Source organism: Pseudomonas typographi (genome assembly GCF_014694385.1).
Taxonomy (GTDB): Bacteria; Pseudomonadota; Gammaproteobacteria; order Pseudomonadales; family Pseudomonadaceae; genus Aquipseudomonas; species Aquipseudomonas typographi.
On sequence record NZ_JAAOCA010000039.1, the window covers coordinates 36,622 to 56,650 of the forward strand.

General features: G+C 63.5%; 25 protein-coding genes. 8 read left to right on the top strand and 17 right to left on the bottom strand.

The window, feature by feature from the left end; translation table 11 throughout:
• Window positions 1-60: 60 nt before the first annotated feature.
• The 4 genes from pdxH to dinG all read right to left on the bottom strand — a co-directional run bounded on the left by pdxH (window position 61) and on the right by dinG (window position 5,251).
• Window positions 61-708: a pyridoxamine 5'-phosphate oxidase gene (gene pdxH, locus HAQ05_RS23580; protein WP_190425353.1), complete on the bottom strand. Its 648-nt coding sequence runs from the start codon at window positions 706-708 to the stop codon at window positions 61-63.
• A 21-nt stretch (window positions 709-729) separates the two neighbouring features.
• Window positions 730-1,755 carry an OmpA family protein gene (locus HAQ05_RS23585; RefSeq protein ID WP_190425356.1) on the bottom strand — a complete coding sequence of 342 codons (1,026 nt, stop codon included), beginning with the start codon at window positions 1,753-1,755 and terminating at the stop codon, window positions 730-732.
• 108 nt (window positions 1,756-1,863) lie between these two features.
• Complete coding sequence (locus HAQ05_RS23590) at window positions 1,864-3,012, bottom strand: serine hydrolase (protein WP_190425358.1); 1,149 nt, start codon at window positions 3,010-3,012, stop codon at window positions 1,864-1,866.
• A 94-nt stretch (window positions 3,013-3,106) separates the two neighbouring features.
• Window positions 3,107-5,251 (bottom strand): ATP-dependent DNA helicase DinG, encoded by a 2,145-nt coding sequence (gene dinG, locus HAQ05_RS23595; protein WP_190425361.1) that lies wholly within the window; start codon window positions 5,249-5,251, stop codon window positions 3,107-3,109.
• Window positions 5,252-5,345: 94 nt separating this feature from the next.
• Between dinG and HAQ05_RS23600 the strand changes: the two genes are divergently transcribed.
• On the top strand, window positions 5,346-5,804 hold the full coding sequence (locus HAQ05_RS23600; RefSeq protein ID WP_190425364.1) for a CopD family protein: 459 nt from the start codon (window positions 5,346-5,348) through the stop codon (window positions 5,802-5,804).
• On the opposite strand, the gene HAQ05_RS23605 is transcribed toward HAQ05_RS23600, so the two are convergent.
• Together HAQ05_RS23605 and HAQ05_RS23610 are read right to left on the bottom strand one after the other, a co-directional pair.
• Complete coding sequence (locus tag HAQ05_RS23605; protein ID WP_190425367.1) at window positions 5,798-6,061, bottom strand: DUF1145 domain-containing protein; 264 nt, start codon at window positions 6,059-6,061, stop codon at window positions 5,798-5,800. The genes HAQ05_RS23600 and HAQ05_RS23605 overlap by 7 nt on opposite strands.
• Before the next feature lie 73 nt (window positions 6,062-6,134).
• Window positions 6,135-6,863: a PA1041 family peptidoglycan-binding anchor lipoprotein gene (locus HAQ05_RS23610; RefSeq protein WP_190425370.1), complete on the bottom strand. Its 729-nt coding sequence runs from the start codon at window positions 6,861-6,863 to the stop codon at window positions 6,135-6,137.
• Between the two features lie 167 nt (window positions 6,864-7,030).
• On the opposite strand from HAQ05_RS23610, the gene HAQ05_RS23615 reads away from it, so the two are divergent.
• The gene (locus HAQ05_RS23615; protein WP_190425373.1) at window positions 7,031-7,516 is read left to right on the top strand and encodes a DUF6231 family protein; all 486 of its coding nucleotides are present in this window, start codon (window positions 7,031-7,033) and stop codon (window positions 7,514-7,516) included.
• A gap of 4 nt (window positions 7,517-7,520) precedes the next feature.
• A complete protein-coding gene (locus HAQ05_RS23620) occupies window positions 7,521-7,991 on the top strand; it encodes a YchJ family protein (RefSeq protein ID WP_238936575.1) in 471 nt (156 codons plus the stop codon).
• Here the strand turns inward: HAQ05_RS23620 and HAQ05_RS23625 are convergent.
• Window positions 7,981-8,493, bottom strand: coding sequence for a hypothetical protein (locus HAQ05_RS23625; RefSeq protein WP_190425379.1), 513 nt, complete (start codon window positions 8,491-8,493; stop codon window positions 7,981-7,983). The two genes, HAQ05_RS23620 and HAQ05_RS23625, sit on opposite strands and share 11 nt — an antisense overlap.
• 38 nt (window positions 8,494-8,531) lie before the next feature.
• On the opposite strand from HAQ05_RS23625, the gene HAQ05_RS23630 reads away from it, so the two are divergent.
• Together HAQ05_RS23630 and HAQ05_RS23635 are read left to right on the top strand one after the other, a co-directional pair.
• Window positions 8,532-9,011 carry an LEA/WHy family protein gene (locus HAQ05_RS23630; RefSeq protein WP_190425382.1) on the top strand — a complete coding sequence of 160 codons (480 nt, stop codon included), beginning with the start codon at window positions 8,532-8,534 and terminating at the stop codon, window positions 9,009-9,011.
• A gap of 4 nt (window positions 9,012-9,015) precedes the next feature.
• Complete coding sequence (locus tag HAQ05_RS23635) at window positions 9,016-9,213, top strand: SEC-C metal-binding domain-containing protein (RefSeq protein ID WP_190425384.1); 198 nt, start codon at window positions 9,016-9,018, stop codon at window positions 9,211-9,213.
• 62 nt (window positions 9,214-9,275) lie between these two features.
• On the opposite strand, the gene HAQ05_RS23640 is transcribed toward HAQ05_RS23635, so the two are convergent.
• From HAQ05_RS23640 to ccmA, 10 genes are read right to left on the bottom strand one after another with little or no spacing between them, the layout of a single operon-like run.
• Window positions 9,276-9,680 (bottom strand): hypothetical protein, encoded by a 405-nt coding sequence (locus HAQ05_RS23640; RefSeq protein WP_190425429.1) that lies wholly within the window; start codon window positions 9,678-9,680, stop codon window positions 9,276-9,278.
• Window positions 9,681-9,694: 14 nt separating this feature from the next.
• Window positions 9,695-10,882, bottom strand: a complete 1,188-nt coding sequence (gene ccmI / locus HAQ05_RS23645; RefSeq protein ID WP_190425395.1) for a c-type cytochrome biogenesis protein CcmI — start codon at window positions 10,880-10,882, stop codon at window positions 9,695-9,697.
• The gene (locus tag HAQ05_RS23650; RefSeq protein ID WP_190425433.1) at window positions 10,879-11,337 is read right to left on the bottom strand and encodes a cytochrome c-type biogenesis protein; all 459 of its coding nucleotides are present in this window, start codon (window positions 11,335-11,337) and stop codon (window positions 10,879-10,881) included. Before HAQ05_RS23650 ends, ccmI begins: the two co-directional genes overlap by 4 nt.
• Before the next feature lie 2 nt (window positions 11,338-11,339).
• Window positions 11,340-11,876 carry a DsbE family thiol:disulfide interchange protein gene (locus HAQ05_RS23655; protein ID WP_190425399.1) on the bottom strand — a complete coding sequence of 179 codons (537 nt, stop codon included), beginning with the start codon at window positions 11,874-11,876 and terminating at the stop codon, window positions 11,340-11,342.
• Entirely contained in the window at window positions 11,873-13,846 is a 1,974-nt protein-coding gene (locus HAQ05_RS23660; protein ID WP_190425401.1) for a heme lyase CcmF/NrfE family subunit, read from the bottom strand. Before HAQ05_RS23660 ends, HAQ05_RS23655 begins: the two co-directional genes overlap by 4 nt.
• Window positions 13,843-14,286 carry a cytochrome c maturation protein CcmE gene (ccmE, locus tag HAQ05_RS23665; protein ID WP_190425403.1) on the bottom strand — a complete coding sequence of 148 codons (444 nt, stop codon included), beginning with the start codon at window positions 14,284-14,286 and terminating at the stop codon, window positions 13,843-13,845. The genes HAQ05_RS23660 and ccmE overlap by 4 nt, the downstream gene beginning before the upstream one ends.
• On the bottom strand, window positions 14,283-14,459 hold the full coding sequence (gene ccmD / locus HAQ05_RS23670) for a heme exporter protein CcmD (RefSeq protein ID WP_190425405.1): 177 nt from the start codon (window positions 14,457-14,459) through the stop codon (window positions 14,283-14,285). The genes ccmE and ccmD overlap by 4 nt, the downstream gene beginning before the upstream one ends.
• Window positions 14,456-15,217, bottom strand: coding sequence for a heme ABC transporter permease (locus tag HAQ05_RS23675; RefSeq protein ID WP_190425407.1), 762 nt, complete (start codon window positions 15,215-15,217; stop codon window positions 14,456-14,458). The genes ccmD and HAQ05_RS23675 overlap by 4 nt, the downstream gene beginning before the upstream one ends.
• A 39-nt stretch (window positions 15,218-15,256) precedes the next feature.
• On the bottom strand, window positions 15,257-15,925 hold the full coding sequence (gene ccmB / locus HAQ05_RS23680) for a heme exporter protein CcmB (RefSeq protein ID WP_190425409.1): 669 nt from the start codon (window positions 15,923-15,925) through the stop codon (window positions 15,257-15,259).
• Window positions 15,922-16,566 carry a cytochrome c biogenesis heme-transporting ATPase CcmA gene (ccmA, locus tag HAQ05_RS23685; RefSeq protein ID WP_190425412.1) on the bottom strand — a complete coding sequence of 215 codons (645 nt, stop codon included), beginning with the start codon at window positions 16,564-16,566 and terminating at the stop codon, window positions 15,922-15,924. The genes ccmB and ccmA overlap by 4 nt, the downstream gene beginning before the upstream one ends.
• 140 nt (window positions 16,567-16,706) lie before the next feature.
• Here ccmA and fliK point away from each other — a divergent pair, with 140 nt between their 5' ends.
• From fliK to HAQ05_RS29550, 3 genes are all read left to right on the top strand, one after another.
• Window positions 16,707-18,311, top strand: coding sequence for a flagellar hook-length control protein FliK (fliK, locus tag HAQ05_RS23690; protein ID WP_190425415.1), 1,605 nt, complete (start codon window positions 16,707-16,709; stop codon window positions 18,309-18,311).
• A complete protein-coding gene (locus tag HAQ05_RS23695; RefSeq protein WP_190425417.1) occupies window positions 18,308-18,637 on the top strand; it encodes an EscU/YscU/HrcU family type III secretion system export apparatus switch protein in 330 nt (109 codons plus the stop codon). The genes fliK and HAQ05_RS23695 overlap by 4 nt, the downstream gene beginning before the upstream one ends.
• Window positions 18,638-18,950: 313 nt before the next feature.
• Window positions 18,951-19,367 (top strand): RHS repeat-associated core domain-containing protein, encoded by a 417-nt coding sequence (locus HAQ05_RS29550; protein WP_420825794.1) that lies wholly within the window; start codon window positions 18,951-18,953, stop codon window positions 19,365-19,367.
• Window positions 19,368-20,029: the final 662 nt, after the last annotated feature.

Consider the following 20,029-nt stretch of genomic DNA (forward strand, 5'->3'; position numbering starts at 1 on the left):
ACAGCTCGCCAGGCTTGCCGGGCGGGCGTAGGAATGGGCGACCACCGCGAGGCGAAGCGCTCAGGGCGCCAGGCGCTCACGCAGCCATAGGCCGTGGGCCAAGCGGTAGTTCAGGCGGTCATGCAGGCGGCTGGGGCGCCCTTGCCAGAATTCAATGCGATCAGGCACCAGGCGATACCCGCCCCAATGTTCGGGGCAATGCGGCGGCGTGTCGCCAAAACGTTGCTCGGTGGCCTTGAGCAGGCCCTCGAGCGCTGCCCGGTCGGCGATCACTCGGCTTTGTGGCGAGGCCCAGGCACCCAGGCGGCTGCCCAAGGGGCGAACCTGGTAATAGGCCTCAGACTCGGCGGCGGCCACTTGCAGGGCGCGCCCTTCGATGCGTACTTGGCGCTCCAATGCCGGCCAGAAGAAGGTCATTGCCGCGAAGGCGTTCTGCGCCAGGTGCTGGCCTTTGGCGCTTTCGTAATTGGTGAAGAACGTAAAACCCTCTTCATCGAGCGCCTTGAGCAACAACACCCGGCAATGCGGCCGGCCCTGTGCATCGACGGTGGCCAAGGTCATGGCATTGGCCTCGACCGGCGGCTGCTCGGTCTGCACGGCCTCCTCGAACCATTGGCGAAACAAGGCGAACGGCTCGGCCGGGGCCGACGCCTCGCTCAAACCGTCTCGGGTGTAATCCCGGCGCATATCGGCCAATGCCTGGCTCATCGCGGGCTTTCCTCCCAACAATCAGTTGGACGCTTGCTGGTCAACCACTGGCTTTTTGGCAGCGGCCTTCTTCGCAGCAGTGGCCTTGGTCGCTACTTTTTTGGTGGGCGCGGCTTTTTTCGCGGCCACGGTTTTCTTCGACGTCGATGCCGGCTTGGCGACGGGCTCAGGCTCAGCCTTCACGTCTTGCATCGCCACCATTTGTGGCACCGCGGTTGGCGGCAGGTCGTACTTGGCCATCAGCGCGATCATGGTGTTCTGCGGCGTCACGATCATTTCTACCCGGCGGTTCAGTGCCCGGCCGGGTGCGCTGTCATTGGCAGCGCGCGGCATCAACGAGCCCATGCCGCGAAGGCTCAGGCGGGTACGCTCAAGGCCACTGAGGCGGAAGATCGCCGCCACCGACTGGGCACGCTCCAGGCTAAGTTTCTTGTTCACATCTGCCGCGCCGGCAGCGTCGGCATGGCCAAGAATGAGCACGGCACCCTGCTGGTCAGGCTCGAGTAACTTGGCGACATTGGTGATGGGCCCCAGCGCGGCTGGCAACAGCATGGCCGGGCGGTCAGGGTTGAACGAGGCATCCACAGGCGCGGTGACCACCAGCACGTCATCGCGCCGCTCTACTTGGAACTTGCTGCCCTTGATCGCTTCGCGCACTTTGGGTTCGTACTGATCAAGGAATGCCTGGGTTAGCACCGGGTCCACCTTCGGCACCGCCGCTACAGGTTTGGCCGCCTCAGCCTTGGCCGTGCTTTCACCGGCACCGAATGGCCACCACCAAGGGTTCTCGCTGCCCTTGGCGTTGGCGGCCTGGGCCACCGGCGCAGGCTTGGCCTCAGCCTGCGCAACACGGGCCTTGACGGCCTGCTCCACGTCATTCTCAGGGGCCTGCTCGGCGCCCGATTTAGCCATCGCGTTCGAGCTGCCAAATGGCCACCACTTGTAACTGCTGTCTGCGCTCGCGCTCTTGGCATCCTGCGCGCCACTGGTGGCGCAACCGGTAATGGCTAGGCAAAGGGCCAGGGCGAGGGATTTTTTTGCGTACATTGAGCGTTCCAGGCGTTGATTGATAAAGCGGGTTAAAAAACCCGTATAACTTATTGATTGAGATAGTAGATCATTAACCACACAAAAGTTGACCGCCGGTCGCCTTATTCACGGTATGCAACGGGCGAGTACCTGGGCCAGCCGCTGCGCGCGGGGGTCCATCAGGATATAGGGCCCCAACGTATTGGTGACGAAACCAAATGCCACATCCTTGGCGGGGTCGGCAAACCCGCAGCTACCGCCAGCACCCGGGTGGCCAAAGGCACGCGGCCCCATGCCGAACGTGGCATTACCCTTGCCCGGCTGATCGAGCATGACTCCCAAGCCAAACCGGGTGCTGGTCAGCAGCGTCAAGTCTTCACCGTAACTGTGTTCACGGGTCATTTGCGCGAGCCAATGCGGGTCGAGCAATGTCCCATCGAGCAGGCCGGCATAAAAGCCAGCCAGGCTGCGTGCATTACCATGGCCATTCGCCGCGGGCTGCTGCATACGCCGCCATTCGGGTTTGTTCGTGCTGGTTAGCATGCCAGGCGGGTTGGTGAAAGCGAGGGCACTTAAGGCTTCGGGTTGGTGCAGGGTAACCTGCAGCAGGCGCCTGGCCGCTTCGTCGCCAGCATTCCCCTTGCCCCGCGCGATGTGCGCGACGCGGTCGAATTCGCTGTCGGCTAACCCGATGTGAAAGTCCAGCCCCAGCGGCCGCGCGACCCGGTCGACAATCACTGGCCCTGGTTCGCGGTCTTCTACACGCCGCAGCAGTTCACCGAGCAACCAGCCAAACGTGACCGCGGCATAACCGTGAGCGGTACCGGGTTCCCACCACGGCGCTTCGGCGGCCAGCACGCCGACCATCGTTTGCCACCGGTACAACGCTTCTGGCGCCAGCGCCTGGCGGATGGCCGGCAAGCCGGCGCGGTGGCACAACAGTTGGCGCACCGTAACCTCGGCCTTACCGGCTGCGGCGAACTCGGGCCAATAGCGCGCCACTGGCGCATCGAGGTCCAGTTTACCTTCGGCGGCCAACTGCAGCACCGCGACCGAGGTGAATGCCTTGGTACAAGAGAACAGGTTAAGGATGGTATCGCTGTGCCAGGCCTGTTGCCCGTCCTTGTCGGCGCTGCCGGCCCACAGGTCCACTACCGTCTCACCGCCCCGTTGAATGCACAACGCCGCGCCGCGTTCCTGGGGGTCGTCGAACAGCGCGGCGAAGGCGTCGCGTACTGGTTCGAATTCGAGTTGGAAATGGCCCTGGATCTGCACCTGCCGGCTCCCGTGGCTGACCGCACAAAATGGCAGGCATTGTTTCAGTAGTCAGGGCATTTGTGAACCGGGAGGGCGCTTTTAATTAAGAACATTACCCAATTTCTTGGCGAAACGGTGGCAGTGTAGCAAGGATGGCCTTGCCGTAGCGCTGGGTGACCACCCGCCGGTCAAGCAGGGTGATGGTGCCGCGGTCTTGCTCGGTACGCAACAGCCGCCCACAGGCCTGGATCAACCGCAGCGAGGCATCCGGCACGGCAATTTCCATGAACGGGTTGCCGCCACGCGCTTCGATCCACTCGGCCAATGCGGCTTCCACCGGGTCGTCCGGTACGGCGAACGGGATCTTGGCGATCACCACGTGTTCGCAATAAGCGCCGGGCAGGTCGACGCCCTCGGCGAAACTGGCCAGGCCGAACAGCACGCTACTCGCGCCATCGTCGACCCGGGCCTTGTGTTTATTAAGGGTTTCCTGCTTGGACAGATTACCCTGGATCAGCACCTGCTTGCGAAAGTCGCGGTCCAGGCCGTCGAACACATCCTGCATCTGCCGCCGTGAAGAAAACAACACCAGCGTACCCCGCGACCCCTCGACCAATGCCGGCAGCGCGCGCACGATGGCCGCGGTGTGCGCAGGGGCGTTGCGCGGGTCTGCGCCGAGGTCTGGCACCCGCAGCACCCCCGCATCGGCATGGTGAAAAGGGCTGGGCACCACGGCCGTGACGCTATCGTACGGAATGCCCGAGCGCATGCGGAAGCGGTCGAAGCGGTTCAATGCGGTGAGCGTGGCCGAGGTCACCAAAGCGCCATAGGCCACGTTCCACAGCGTACGCCGCAACATCTCGGCGGCGAGGATGGGGCTTGCGTTGACTTCGATGTCATGCAGGTTGCCGGCCTCGACCAGGGTCAACCAGCGCGCCATGGGCGGGGCATCTTGCGGGTCTTCGACGGTGAAGGCGGTCCACAGCTCCCAATTGCCCTGTGAGCGCGCCAGCAGGCTGCCGAACAACGGATACCATTCCTCGGCTTGGTGGCTGGCAATGCCGATGTTCTTCTCGCCATCCATGCCCTCTTTGAGCAACTCGGCGAGCCGGGTGAACAGGTCGGTCAGGCGGCCGAAGCCTTTTTTCAGTTCCAGGCCCATGTCGCGCAGGTGCTCGGGAACCAACCCCGCGGCAAACCGATGGCGCGGCCGCTCGCGGCCTTCCATGTCTTCGCCCGCATGGAAGTCGGCCAACTGCTCGCACGCCCCATACATGAACTGCTGCTGCCCCTTGAGCTCACGCGCCAGCTCCGGCACCTGCTCCACCAGCTTGCCCAGGTCGCCCGGCAAGGGATGCTGGGCCAACAGCTTGGTAAGGTTGCGGGCAGTCTGCTCGAGCCAATCGGCGGTGGAGCGCAGGCGTGTGTAATGGGCAAAGTGGCCAATGGCTTTGTCGGGTAGGTGGTGGCCCTCATCGAACACGTAGAGGGTGTCGCGCGGGTCGGGCAGCACAGCGCCACCGCCCAGGGCAAGGTCGGCCAGCACCATGTCATGGTTGGTCACGATCACGTCAACCTTGCCCATACCCTCCCGGGCCTTGAAAAAGGCGCACTGCTGGAAGTTCGGGCAATGCCGGTTAGTGCATTGGCTATGGTCGGTGGTCACCTGCGCCCACTCTTTATCTTCCAGCGCCACCGGCCAGCTGTCGCGGTCACCGTCCCATTGGTTGCCCGCCAGTTTCTCGATCATGCTGTTGAACAGCTTCAGGCTGGCTTCGTCGACATCGATGGAAAAACCTTCGTCTTCGAACAACTGCGCGGTGGCCGTTTGCGCTTGGCCCTCTTGCAACAGGCTGTCGAGCTTAGACAGGCAGAGATAGCGGCCACGGCCCTTGGCCAAGGCGTAGCTGAAGCTGAGCCCGGCATTGCTCAGCAGGTCGGGGAGGTCTTTGTGGACGATTTGCTCTTGCAGGGCCACCGTGGCGGTGGCGATCACCAAGCGCTTGCCGGCGGCCTTGGCCACGGGGATCGCCGCCAGGCTGTAGGCAACCGTTTTGCCGGTGCCGGTACCGGCCTCCACCGCCACCACTGCCGGTTCGCCCAGGCGCCGGCCTTCGTCGTCTTGCGCCACCGCGCCAAGCACCTTGGCGATTTCGGCGATCATCAGCCGTTGGCCATAGCGCGGCTTGAGCCCCTTGGCTTCGAGAAAACGCGAGTAGGCGCCCTGGATGGTGGCTTTGAGTTCAGTACTGAGCATGGAATCCGGGCCAGCGGAGTGCTGGATAAATTATCAGTGTCGCAAGTTCGGTATCATACCTGCTTCTGCATTCTCGCGCCGGCTGGAGTTACGCATGATATTGCAAGCGATCACTTACGCCCTGCACGTATTGGCGGCGGCGTTGTGGGTGGGGGGCATGTTCTTCGCTTGGGCGGTGCTGCGCCCGGCCAGTGCCGCGTTGCCACCGCCACAGCGCCTGCGCCTGTGGTGGCAAGTGCTGGGGTGCTTCTTTAACTGGGTGTGGGCCGCGCTGGTGCTGTTGCCCGCCACTGGTTTGATGGTATTACAAGGGCGTTTTAACGGGTTCGAAACGGCACCGCGTTATGTGCAGTGGATGATCGGCGGCTACATCGTGATGGCCGCCGTGTTCTTGCGCTTGTACGCCCTTGGCCTGCCGCGGCTGGGCGAAGCGGTGGCCGCCGAAGACTGGCCCGCGGCCGCCAAGGCACTGGCGCAGGTTCGCCGCTGGGTCGCGCTGAACCTGGCGCTGGGGGTGGTGATCATGGCGGCCGCGGCAGCGCGGCTTCATTGAGGGCGGGATATCGGCGCAGGTACCGACTGAATATGAAAAACCCCCAACAGCAGGACCTGCATGCGGTCGATATTACGGTGCGAACGGTCACGAAGGTGGCCGTTGAAAGCGAACAGTTCTAACACGTGCAGCACCAGCATGGCAGCGCCCGCCAGGTTCACCCAGGCCCGAAACGGCCACACCATGGGCATGAACAGGTTCACCAGCACCACCCACCAGAACACCAGCATCAACGCCTTGAAAACCCCTAACAACATTTATCCCCCTCGGGGCGCAGGGCCCATGGCCAACCCTTGGCGGCCATGGGCCAGGCCCTTGCCAGTGGCACGGTCAACGGTTGATGTGTAGCTCCACGCGGCGGTTTTGTGCCCGGCCTTCGTCCGTGCTGTTATCCGCCACCGGGCGCGACTCACCGAAGCCTTGGCTGCTGATTTTCGACTGCTGCACCCCATGGGCTACCAGGTAGCGCACCACGCTGGCCGCACGGCGTTCCGATAGGCCTTGGTTGTAAGCATCGGTGCCCATGCTGTCGGTGTGGCCTTCGACCTTGATGGTGACCACGTCGGCGGCGCGCAATTTGTCGAGTTGTTTGTCCAACTGGGCGGTCGCTTCGGCCGTGAGGTTGGATTTATCGAACTCGAACAGCACATCACCTGCATCGCTCAAGGTAATCACCTCTTCCTGAGGCGGTGGTGGAGGTTCGGCCTTGGGTGGCGCAGCCGGGTATTGTGGCAGCGGGCAACCGTTATGGCTCACCGGCGTACCTTTGGGCGTTCCCGGGCAACGGTCGCGGCGGTCGAAAATACCATCGCCGTCTTCGTCGCCATCCTGCGCGTAGCAGATCAGCCCGCCCCCTATCGCGCCGAGCAGGCCGCCACCAGCAGCCCAGGCACCGCTTTCGATCGCCCCCAGGCCGGCGCCCACCGCGCCCCCGAGTACGCTACAAATTGGCCAGTTCCTTTGGTTCAGTGGCGCACTTCCATCACTGTGCGTGGCACACCCCGAGAGAACACTGCTGACCAGAAGTACGGGTAATAAAGCCTTCGTCAAACGGCCCATCATCGAAGCTCCTGTGTCTCCGGCCCCTGCCGGTAAAGGTATTAAAGCGCAACGGCCCGCATTCGCCCGGTAAGGGTGGCGAACACCACAAGGCCACGCATGTGACAATGCCACTATCGGAACGATCCCTGCCCCGGCTACTCTTGTGGCTTGAACGAGGATTTTCGATGCCCGAACGCACGCCCCAACAGGCTTTAGCCGCCCTGCTCGACCGCTACGCACCGCAAACGTTATTGGTGGTGAGCACGCAACGTTTCCCGGCATTGGACGCCTTTACCCAGGCCCACCCGGAGTGCGACGTCGCCCACAGCGCACCTGGCCCGTTGCCGGCCACCTTGGCTGGGCGGCGCTTCGACCTGGCGCTGGTGCTCGACTGCCTGGAACACCTGCCCAAGCGCGACGCCCTGCAATTGCTAGGCGGCATACGCAACCTCAACAGCGGCCGCCTGGCGGTGCTGGTAGATCTGCAAGCCGCCGGCTGGGCCAACACCGACTTCTACGCCCTGGCTTTGCAGGCCGCCGAGCGCTTTACCCGCGATAGCCAGGAGTTGGCGCTCTACACTTACGACGTGAAGGACTACAAGCAGGTGCCCGATTGGCTGAATGCCAAGTTCTGGGCCAACCCGGAAAACTTTGGCAAGTACTGGTGGTAACGCAATGAACCCATGCCCTTGCGGCAGTGGCGACCTGCTGGAGGCGTGCTGCGGCCGCTTCCATGCACGTGCCGGCGCGCCGGATGCGCAAACCCTGATGCGCTCGCGCTACAGCGCTTACGTGCTGGGCAATGTCGACTACCTGGTGGCCACGACCCTGCCGGCCCAACAACCGGGCCTGGATCGCCAAGCGATGGCGGGGTGGAGCGCCTCGGCCACCTGGCTGGGCCTGGAGGTACACAGCACGCAAACCTTGGGCGGCAAGCCTGAGCATGCCTTCGTGAGCTTTACCGCGCGCTGGCACGACGCCACCGGCGAGCACAGTCACCATGAGCGCTCAGCCTTTGTGCAGCAAACCGACCAGTGGTATTTCATCGACCCCAACGTGCCGCTGCAAGCCGGCCGCAACGACCCTTGCCCCTGCGGCAGCGGGCAGAAATTCAAGAAGTGCTGCGCGGGGTTCATTACGGGATGAGCCGCAGATGATCTGTGTTCGGCGCCGCACTGGCGGCCTGGGGCTTGGCTTGGCCCATGTCGCTGCCGGCCGGCGCCAGCGACAGGCCGCTGAGGTCCATGGCCGGCGCTGGCGCTGGGGCGGTGGGTGGGCTCAGGTCGGCACCGAGCTCGGCAAGGTCGTAGGCCGGCGCGTCGACATGGGCAAAGGCCGCCATGTACTGATCACGCGGCACCACTTCGGCACGCGGGCGTGGCGCCTCAGCGGATGGCAGCCCGGGCTCGATGGCTGGCTCGGCCAAGGCATTGACCTGCACCGCGGCCCCAGCACGCTCCAGTACCTGGCGGTATTTGCCTGCCTCGGCTGCGTCCAACCCGGTTTTGAGCACCAGGCGGCGGCCGCTGAAGAGCGCCTCGATGCGCGCAGTGTCGGCCTGGAACACCCGCGCCAGGTTGGCCTTTACCGCTTCCAGCGGCGCACCGGTTTGCACTTGGCCCTCGAAAACGATTTCATAAAGGCTCATCGGTTCACTACTCCTGATCCACACAAGGGCGCCCGGCGATGACGCGTTTACCAGCGTTGGCTGCCCTTATCTTAGCCCTGTGCCTGCCGGCTTGCTCAACGGCCTGGTTCACCGGCCGTTACCAGGCCCCCGACGTGAGCCTGTTGCGGGTCGAACGGGTCAAGGCCCACCTGTTGCAACAAACCTTCATCCTGCACTTTCGCATCGATAACCCCAACGACAGTACCCTGCCAGTACGAGGGTTTCGCTACCACGTCACACTCGAAGACATCACCCTGGCCGAGGGTAAGGCCAAGGACTGGTTCAATGTGCCGGCGCACGGTACGTCTTTCTATAGCATAGAGGTGCGCACCAACCTGTGGCAGCACCTCAAACCCTTGCGGGCGCTTCTGCGCGACCCCGAACGCCCGTTGCATTACACCTTGAAAGCCGAGCTTAAAACCGGAATATTCTTTGGCCACTGGATCACACTCGAACGCAGTGATGCGATAATACCGGCCCAGTTCATCCCGGAGTGATTCCATGTCTCAAGCGCCTCACGTTCATGGCCCAGACTGCAACCATGACCATGACCATGACCACCACCATGGCCATGTGCACGGACCGCATTGCAACCATGGCCCGCAAGAACCTTTGCGCAACACGCTGAAGGACGTAGGCCGCAACGATCCTTGCCCCTGCGGTAGCCAGAAGAAGTTCAAGAAGTGCCATGGTGCCTGAGAGGTCCCACGGCAGGCTTTAACCGCGCACGGTTGACTACTTGAAAGCTGGCGGCCGCCGCCTCAAGGGTGCATCCGCCCTAGCCCGGGGGGCACGCCGCTACTGTCGGTCGGCTGCCATGGGCCGTCCGGGCTGGTGGCCCAGGCCCAGCCGCCGCTGAAGCGGTAGTAAGTGCGCTGGCGGTAATACACGCCGTCCGCAGTCTCCAGCACGTACACCGCCAAGCCCGGGTCCCAGTGGCTCGGGCCGCCCGGTGGCGGGGCAAAGCTTGCCGAGGTGCGCGGTGCTGCCTTGGTTTGGCCCGGTGCCGGGGTGCCGGAGGGCTGCACGGGGGCCGACGGCTGGGTGGCGGGGCCAGGTACGTTGGCCGGTATGGGCGGCGCCGGCTGCGGCGTGGGGCGCTGCACGCTACAAGCCGAAAGGCCCAGCAGCAGAGTGAGTGCGGCCAGGCGCACAGGGGCGGGCAATATCAGGGTTCGGGTCATGAGTCAGGGCTATCGATGGTCAGCTGCTGAAGCACCGCACTGTCGCGGGCGATGGGTGCGCCACGCCCCAGCCACTCACCTTGGGTGGGCTGGCCGCTGCGGCTGATGCGCGCCCCCAGTTGGACTTGCTCGAACGCGGACAGTTTCAATGCCGGCTGCATGGCATCAGCGTCGCTGAGTTCGACGGTGGCAGGCAGTTCTGCCACGGTCAGGCGCTTCACCGCCAGCGGCAGCGGCGGCCCATTGACCGCGCGGGCAAATACGAACACCGTATCGCCCGGCAACACTTTATCGCGCAACGCCGGGGCCAGGCTGACCTGCACCTTCAGCCCGGCAACGGCCTCGGCAGCGGCAGCCGGTGGCAGGCCGGCTCGTTGGCGGGCCTTATCGATACCGCCCTGCAACGCCTGGCGTGCGGGGTCGCCTGCCGGTAGCAAGGCTTGCAGGCGCTGCCAGTAACCGGCGGCTTCGGCGTAATGCTGGCTTTCGAAGCCCGCGATGCCGAGCAACCCCAAGCTGGTTACCTCGTTCGGGTCGGCCTTCAGCGCTTCGTCCGTCAATGCCTGCATCGGCGCGCCCCAGTGCTTGCCATTGGCAAAATACAGCGCTTGCGCCCACTGCCCCAGCAAGTCCGGGCGGCGCCCGGCCAGCGCTACCGCCCGCTCGAACAGCGGGGCGGCATCGCCGGGGCGGTTTTGCGCCATGTAGGTCCGTGCCAGGTAATACACCCCTTCCACTGCATCCGGCTGGGCCTTCACCGTTTGCTCCAGGCGCGCGGTCATGTCTGCCAGCGACTGCGGCGGCGTGGCGAAGCTACGGCTAAGCGCCAGCGTGTCGCTGGCCCCGTAGTGCAGGTACAAGCCCAGCGCCAGCACGGGCAGCACAAAGGCCACCAACAGCGGCAGGCGCCAGTCCTGGCCCTGGGCGGGCGGCGCTTCTTCACCATCGGCGTCGGCCAGCAGCTCACGGGCAGCTTCGGCCCGCCCACTGGCCATGTCTTCGGCGCTGAGCAGGCCGTCGGCATGTTGTGCGTGCAATTGCTCAGCCCGCTCCTCGAACAGCGCTACGTTCAGCGCCGCGCGGTCCTGGCCGGCCGGCGACGGGCGGCGAAGCAGCAGCGGAAGCAGGATAAAACACATGGCCACCCCTAACAGCAGGGCGGTGGCAAGCCAAAAATCGGTCATGGGCGGTGCTCATCCAGCAGGCGTGCAAGGCGTTCTTGTTCATCGGCCGACAGCGCCTGGGCCGCCCCCGCTTGGCGGCGGCGCACCCTAATGGCCACCACCGCGGCGCCGGCCAACAGCAACAGCGCCGGGCCGAACCACAGCAGGCCAGTACGCAGGCTCAACGCCGGCCTGTAGCGAATGAACTCGCCATAGCGGTCGACCATGTAATCGATAATCTGCCGGTCGCTTTTGCCCTCGCCCAGCAAACGGACGATTTCCCGGCGCAAGTCGGCGGCAATCGGTGCATTGGAGTCGGCGATGTCCTGGTTCTGGCACTTCGGGCAACGCAGCTCGCCGGTCAGCTCAACGAAACGTTGGCGCTGCGTATCGTCGGCGAAGGTATAGGTGTCGATCGCCGCATGCGCCAATGCGGCGCTCAGCGCAAGTGCCGCACCAGCCAGCAAAGCACGCAGGCTCATTGGCCGGCCTCATCGAGCAATTGCTGGTAACGCCCGGCTAGCTGCTCACGCCATACCTGCTGGTCGATCACCCCCACGTGCTTGAAGCGAACCACACCTTTGGCATCGATCAAAAAGGTTTCGGGGGCCCCGTAAACGCCCAGGTCTACCCCCAGGCTGCCGTCTGCGTCGGCCACATTCAGTTGGTACGGGTCGTGGAACTGGGCCAGCCACTTTTGCGCGGCAGCGTTGTCGTCCTTGTAGTTCACACCGTAGATCACCACGCCCTGGGCCTTGAGCGTGTTAAGCACCGGGTGCTCATCGCGGCAGGCCACGCACCAGGTGCCCCATACATTCACCAAGGCCGGGCGGCCCAGAAATGCATCGCGGCTGAGCATACCACCACCCTGTACCGCGGGCAGTTGGAACGCCGGAAACGGCTTGCCGATCAACGCCGAAGGTAAGCTTTGCGGATCGAGGAACAGCCCCCGGTAAAGAAACACCGCCAGCACCAGGAACAACACCAATGGCAGCAACAACAACCAACGCCTCATGCCGCCGCCTCCTTCAGACCCAAGGTGCCGCGCACCCGGGCCTTGACCTTGGTGCGGTAGCGGCCGTCGGCCGCCGCGAGCAACCCGCCCAGGGCGGTCAGTACGCCACCGAGCCAGATCCAACGCACGAAGGGCTTCACGTGTACCCGCACGGCCCAAGCGCCATCGCCCAATGGTTCGCCCAACGCCACGTAGAGGTCGCGCAGCAGGCCAGGGTCGATGCCGGCTTCAGTCATCATCGATTGCTGGGCGGTGTACAGCCGCTTCTCCGGGTTGAGCACCGCGACCGGGCGGCCGCCCTGGGTCACGCGGATTACCGCGCGGTCGGCGCTCCAGTTCGGCCCATTCACATGCTGCGAACCTTCGAACACGAAGTGGTAACCGCCCACATCCACGGCCTCGCCCGGCGCCATGCGCAGGTCGCGTTCGGCATTGTGCTGGCTGGAAAGCACCACTCCCAGGGCGCACACGGCAATGCCCAGGTGCGCCAGGTGCATCGCCCAGTAACTGCGGCGCAACCCCCGCAAACCCCTGGCCAGCCCGGTATGGCGGGTTTTGTCGAACACATCGCGCAGCCCGCCCACCACCACCCACATGGCCAAGGCGAACACCGCCAGCACAGGCCAGTCGAAATCACCCAGCCACCAACCGCCCAGCACCGCCAACACCACGGCCGCCACCAGCACCGGCGTGAGCAGGCCGGCCAGCCAACGGCCAGGGGTGTGCTTCCAACGCACCACCACGCCCACTGCCAGCAGCAGCATCAACAGGGCCATCAGCGGCAGGAACAACAGGTTGAAATACGGCGGGCCCACTGACAATTTGGCCCCGGTCAAGGCATCCAGCAACAAGGGGTAAAGCGTGCCGAGCAAAATGGTCGCGGCGGCCACCACCAGCAGCAAGTTGTTGCCCAGCAGCAGGGTTTCCCGCGACCACAGGCCGAACCGCGCGTGGCTGCGTACCACCGGCGCACGCAGGGCGAACAACCCCAGCGAGCCCCCCACCACCAACAGCAAGAAGCCCAAAATGAACACACCCCGGGTGGGGTCGGAGGCAAACGCATGCACCGAGGTGAGCACACCCGAGCGCACCAGGAAGGTGCCCATCAGGCTCAGCGAGAACGCCGCGATGGCCAGCAGCACCGTCCAGCTTTTGAACACACCGCGTTTTTCCGTCACCGCGAGGGAGTGAACCAGCGCGGTGCCGACCAACCAGGGCATCAACGAGGCGTTTTCTACTGGGTCCCAGAACCACCAACCACCCCAACCGAGCTCGTAGTATGCCCACCATGAGCCCAGGCTGATGCCCACCCCGAGAAAGCTCCAGGCCACCAGCGTCCAGGGCCGCGACCAGCGCGCCCAGGCCGCGTCCAGGCGCCCGCCCAGCAGTGCGGCGATGGCAAAGGCAAAGGCCACCGAGAAGCCCACGTAGCCCATGTAAAGCATCGGCGGGTGAACCACCAAGCCAAAGTCTTGCAACAACGGGTTCAAGTCGCGACCATTGGCCGGCACCTGCGGTAGCAGGCGGCTGAAGGGGTTGGAGGTGCAGATCAAAAACACCATGAAACCGGTGCCGATCAACCCCATCACGGCCAGCACCCGCGCCAGCATGTCGCGCGGCAGCTGGCCGGAGAATATCGATACCGCGAAGGTCCAGCCGCCGAGGATCAACGCCCACAGCAGCAGTGAACCTTCATGGGCACCCCACACCGCGCTGAACTTGTAATACCACGGCAAGGCACTGTTGGAATTCTGCGCCACATAGGCCACGGAAAAATCATCGACCATGAACGAGCGGGCCAAACAGGCAAAAGCGAAAGCTAAAAAGGCGAACTGCCCCCAAGCGAGCGGCCGTGCCAACGCCATCCACACCACCTGCCCACGCCAGGCACCCAGCAGTGGCAGCACGCCCAACGCCGCGCTGAAGCACAGCGCCAGGATCATCGCCAGTTGGCCGAGTTCCGGGATCATGGCTCGGCCTGCGCGAGCTTGCCATCCTTGAGGGCCTTGTTCACTTCCGGCGGCATGTATTTTTCATCGTGCTTGGCCAGCACCTCGTCGGCCACCACCACTCCATCGGTGCCCACCTTACCCAACGCGACGATGCCCTGCCCTTCGCGGAACAAGTCCGGCAAAATGCCGCGGTAGGTAATGGCCACCGATTTATTGAAGTCGGTGACCACGAAGCGCACCTGCAGCGAATCGCTCGAGCGCACCAGTGAGCCTTTTTCGACCATGCCACCGGCGCGGATGCGCGTGCCCATCGGCGCTTCGCCGTTGGCGATCTGAGTGGGGGTGTAGAACAGGTTGATATTCTGCTGCAGGGCGCTCAGGGCCAGGGCCACCGCTGCGCCAACCGCGGCCACCAAGCCAATGATGATGTACAGGCGCTGTTTGCGCTGGGGGTTCACGCTTGACGCTCCCGGCGCAAACGGCGCGCCTCTTGTTGCAGGTAACGGCGCCGCGCCAGCCAAGGCGCTGCGACATTCCAGATCACGACCACGGTGCCAATGGCATAGGCCGACCATACGAACGGGCCATGATGCCCCATTGCGATAAATTGCGCGAATGACGCAAATTTCATGGTGCCAGCCCACCGCCCAGGGCCTGGCGCACGGCCGCCTGCGCCCAGCCGCTGCGCGCCTCGCGCTGCAGCAGGGCCAGGCGCATCCGTGCCAGCAGCACCGCGCCGAACAAGCAATAAAAGCCCAACACGGTAAACAACAGCGGCAGCCACATCTCAGCGGGCATCGCCGGTTTCTCCGTAAGGCTGAACGTAGCGCCCTGGTGCAGCGTGCTCCACCACTGCACCGAGTACTTGATGATCGGGATGTTCACCACCCCCACGATCGATAGCACCGCGCACGCCTTGCCGGCGCTGTCGCGGTTGCCGATGGCATTACCCAAAGCGATGACCCCGGCGTAGAGAAACAACAAAATCAGCATCGAGGTAAGCCGGGCATCCCACACCCACCAGGCGCCCCAGGTGGGCTTGCCCCAAATGGCCCCGGTGAGCAGCGCCAGCGCGGTCATCGAGGCGCCCACCGGCGCTGCGCAGTGAATGGCGATGTCGGCGACTTTCATCTTCCACACCAGGCTCACCACCCCGGCCAGCGCCATCAGCACATAGCAGCTCTGCGCCAGCATGGCGGCAGGCACATGGATGTAGATAATGCGAAAGCTGTTGCCTTGTTGGTAATCCGGCGGGGCGAAGGCCAAGCCCCACACCACCCCCACCGCCAATAGCAGCGCCGCGGCCAGCGCCAGCCAGGGCTGCAGGCGGCCGGCCAAGGCGTAGAACCACTTCGGCGAGCCCCATTTGTGAAACCAGGTCCAGCTCATAACACGCTACTCATCACGGTCACGTTCCATTATGCAGGCTCACTCGGCCACGCTGATACGCAGCCCAGCGGCAATCGCCAGCGGTGCCAGCGCCAGCGCCAGCGCCGCCAAGCTTGCCAGCCACAACAGGTAGCCGCCGCTGGGCAGGCCCTGCAACGCCGCTTGCAACGCCCCGCTGCCAAGAATCAGCACGGGTATATACAGGGGTAAAACCAATAAGGCCAGCAGCAGGCCACCGCGCTTCAGCCCCACCGTCAGCGCCGCGCCGATGGCTCCCAGTAGGCTCAGCACCGGCGTGCCCAGCAACAAGGAGGCCAATAGCACCGGCAAGCATACCAGCGGCAACCCCAGCATCACCCCCAACAACGGCGCCAGCAATACCAGCGCCAGCCCGGAAAACAGCCAATGCACCAACACCTTGGCCAGCATCAGCAGGGCTAGCGGCTGCGGGCTTAGCACCATTTGTTCGAGCGAGCCGTCTTCGAAATCGCTGCGAAACAGCCCCTCCAGCGATAATAATACCGCCAACAACGCCGCCACCCACACCAACCCAGGTGCCACGGCTTGCAACAGCTGCGGCTGGGCGCCCAACGCCAACGGGAACAGTGCCACCACGATGGCGAAGAACACCAACGGGTTGAGCAATTCACCTGGCCGCCGGCAGAGCAAACGCACCTCGCGCTTGAGCAATTCGGCCAGCACGCTCATGCCGTAGCGCCCCCGAGCGCAAGCTCGGCGAAACCCGGCGGCCTGCGCCCTAGCAGGTGGTGGGTGGTCAGCACCACTGCCCCGCCCTGCTCGCAGTGCGCCGCCAAGTGCGCCTCCAACTGCGCCACCGCCTGTATATCCAGCGCGGTGAAAGGCTCGTCGAGAACCCACAGCCGGGGTGCCGGCAGGTACAGCCGCGCCAGCGCCACCCGGCGCTTTTGCCCGGCCGAAAGGCTGTGGCAGGGCACGTCCTCGAAGCCGCGCAAACCCACCTCGGCCAGGGCCTGCCAGATCGCCGCGCGGTACGCTGCGCGGCCCTCGGTAGCGGGCGCCGTAGCGGGGACCTTACCGGGAGCCGTAGCATGCAATGCACACAACCAGGCCAGGTTTTCCTCGGCGCTGAGCCGCTCCTGGATGCCCGCCGCGTGGCCGACCCACAGCGGCTTTGCGGTGCAGCGCACATGCCCGGCGGTGGGCGCCATCAGCCCGGCGAGCACGCGCAGCAGGCTGGTTTTACCGGCGCCATTGGGGCCGCTGACCTGCAGCATGTCGCCAGCGCCCAGGCTCAAGGCCAGGTGCTCGAACAACAAGCGCCCGTCACGCTCGCAGGCCAGCGCGCTGGCTTGAAGATAAGGGTTCACAGGTGGCCTTTCGATCCAGGTCGGCGGTTCAAGGGTTGCCACCACCGGCCGATACACATTGCATTGACGATTCGCGGGTGGCCATCATACAGCACCGTGAACCTTAAAATTGTTCAAAATTTTTCACGGTTTAGTATTCAATGCCAAGTGAAATCAACCCCGTCGCTGCACCTGCCGCCCTGGCAACGGCCCAGCGTAACGCCGCGAACGTCGGCGAGGTGTTGAAGCTGCTCCAGCCCATCGGCGAATCGTTGCAGCCTGGGCAAACCGCCACGGCCGAAGTGCTGGCTGTCAAGCAGGTGTTGGCGCAGAACGTCCAGAGCTTCCAATTGCTGCTGGCGCTGACCCTTGGCAACGGCAAAACCCTCACAGTGCAGGTAGGCGCCGGCCAGCCATTGGCCCAAGGCACGCAATTGCTGGTGCAAAAGCTGTTCAGCGAGCAACTGATGGTTACCTCGCCCACCGGCGACAACCGCGGTAGCCTCACCGCGCTGGACACCCGGCAACTGCCAATCGGTACGCTGCTTCAAGGCAAAGTGCTCACCAGCATACTCTTGCCACCGCAAACACCTGGCGGTGCCGTGACCTACCGCAGCACCGTGGTGCTGCTCAACACCGCCCTGGCCGGGCAAAGCCTGGCCATAGACAGCCCGCAGCCGCTGCGCCTGGGCAGCCTGCTCAGTGCACAGGTGCAAGGCAGCCAGGCGCTGCGCTGGGTGCAAGTGGGCAACCGGCTGGACCAATTGGCAGTGCAACAGCAACTCAGCACCCAGCAAAGCCGCCAGGCTTCATTGCCGGGCTTGCTGGCATTGCTGCAGAACGTGCAAGGCAAACCCAACCTGCCCGCCGGCGTGGCCCAGAGTGCCCAAGCCCTGCTCGCCAGCCTGCCCAACGTAGCGCAAATGGTTACCCCGCAAGCCGTCGCCCAAGCCCTGCAAAACAGTGGTGTGTTCCTCGAAAGCAGCGTGCTCACCGGCCTGCACCGCCCGGAACTTGCCGCGCCAGACCTAAAAACCGCGCTGCTGCGGCTGGTCGCCCAGGTGCTGCCGAACCTCCCCGCCGGCCAATACATCAACCCCGCCACCTTAGCCACCTGGGTGCAGGCCATGGCGCGCAACCCGCAATCGAACCGCCTGCGCAATGCCCTCGGCCAAGCTGGCGCGGCCGCCCCGGCCGGCGCCATAAACGCAGATTTCCCGCTCCCCCTGCGCAACGTTGACGCACGCGACGACGAAGACGAACTGCAAACCCTGCTGCGCCTGGCCAGCGCCGTGTTGTCGCGGGTACAAAGCCACCAATTGAGCAGCCTGGAACACAGCGGCATACAGCCCGACGGCAAACTGCTAAGCACCTGGCAAATGGAAATCCCGCTGCGCCACTTCAGCGACATCGTGCCGCTGCAAGTGCGCCTGCAAAGCGAAGAACGCCCCGACGAAGCGCCGCGCCGCGACAACGAGGGCCGCGAACTGCCCAAACGCAAACTCTGGCGGTTGGAACTGGCCTTCGACCTTGCACCGCTCGGCCCGCTGCAGGTGCAAGCGCAACTGGTGGGCGAGCAACTGTCCAGCCAACTGTGGGCAGAAAACCCCGCCACCGCCGCGCTGGTGCAAAGCCAACTGGGCTACCTGCGCGAACGCCTGGGCGGCGCCGGCCTGACCGTGGGCGACCTGGACTGCCACCTGGGCCTGCCCGCTCGTGGCCCGCGTACTCAACTCGAACAACGCTGGGTGGACGAAACCGCATGAGCACGCCCTTCTCCCGCCAGGCCATCGCCCTGACCTACGACGGCGAAAGCGCCCCTACCTTGTCTGCCAAGGGCGACGACGAACTGGCCGAGGCCATCCTCGCCCTGGCCAAGCAGCATGAAGTGCCCATCTATGAAAACGCCGAGCTGGTGAAGCTGCTGGCTCGGCTGGAGCTAGGGGAGAGTATCCCGCAAGCGTTGTACCTGACGATTGCGGAGATTATTGCGTTTGCGTGGTATTTGCAGGGTAAGCAGGCGGTGGGGTTTGTGCCGGGGGATCGGCGGGTGGAGCGGGATGTGACGCCGTCGGTGCCACCACTACGCTAAATACCCGTGATTGGTCACACCGTGCAGCACTTTTACCTGCCTGCGGGCGGGCCATCGGATGCGCAGGGCCGCAATTTTTCCAAAACCACATAACTGGGCAGGGCGAATAACCTATTAGGCTTTATGGCCGCGTGCCACCAATTAGATCTACTAGTTACATTGACATTTTCGATACGCTCTACTGCACCTAGAACTCTGCTGGAGCACGCTCATGTCAGCCAACGGCGAGACGATCAACAATAAAGCCAGCCTTTTGGCTTCAAATATATCGGGTACGATAATACAATTGGCGCACCATGAGCAGCGCAATTATATGCCTTTTGGTTATTTCAACAATAGAGGCACACATTTGGGGCTAAACGGAGATTGGTTTGAGCATGAATTTGAAGGGTATCTGCTAGGGATAGGCCACCGTGCTTTCATACCTAACCTAATGCGTTTCACTACCGCCGATAGCCAAAGCCCTTTTCGGTCGGGCGGCATTAACAGTTATGTATATTGCCTAGCCGATCCGATCCGATCAACCTTGCAGACCATGAGGGGCGCTCCGCAATCTCATTGTTCAAGGGCATTGGAAACATCTTTGGAAGAAAATCATCCAGTACACTCCAGCTACAGAATAATATTCTTAACCGCCAAATCACCCATCTCACTGATGTCATGGCGGAAGCAGCCGTTCCTTTTAGCCAAGACTTCGCACGTCGGGGAGCGACCGCAGTCGATGCAATGAGCAACAGGCTCAGGCATAGTACTCAACGAATATTGACGCGTTCAGATCCCTTTAAAATTCCGGGGATGACCCGACCCGAACGATCACGGATGAAATTATATGCCGCCGGATTTCGACAGCAACACATTGAAACATACAACCTAAACTTATCGACTTTACGGAGACGTAATAAGCCCGGCACTCCACTGGACCCCGACCTTACCGATTTTTCAATACTCCGTATAAGGTCAAAACCACGACCTCCCCGGTATACAGCTGAGGATCAGGCCAGATGGACCAATTGGGGCCCAACACCGCCGCCCGATGCAGGAGCGCCGCCAGCCTATGATGACGTGATATTCCGCTAAACTCGGCACTTGGTTAGGCCAAACCATTATATCGCCTACCTCGCTGTATAAGAGCCCCACTGTGGCACTCCGGGTTCGTCGCGAGGTGTTGGAGGCTGGCGCAAGTTGCCGCAGTCCGGTGAGTTACTTAGCACTTCGGATGCAAGCATCGGCGTTCAGTGCCCCCTGTACAAAAACGTAGCCAGATATATATACCTACTTTAAGCCATCTCACTCATCTATGTTTGCGAGCCCATATGATCACCTAGGGATCCATTGATGCTCGCAACTCACCTCACCCCCACCGGTATCCAACCCGCCCGTGCCGCCCTGACC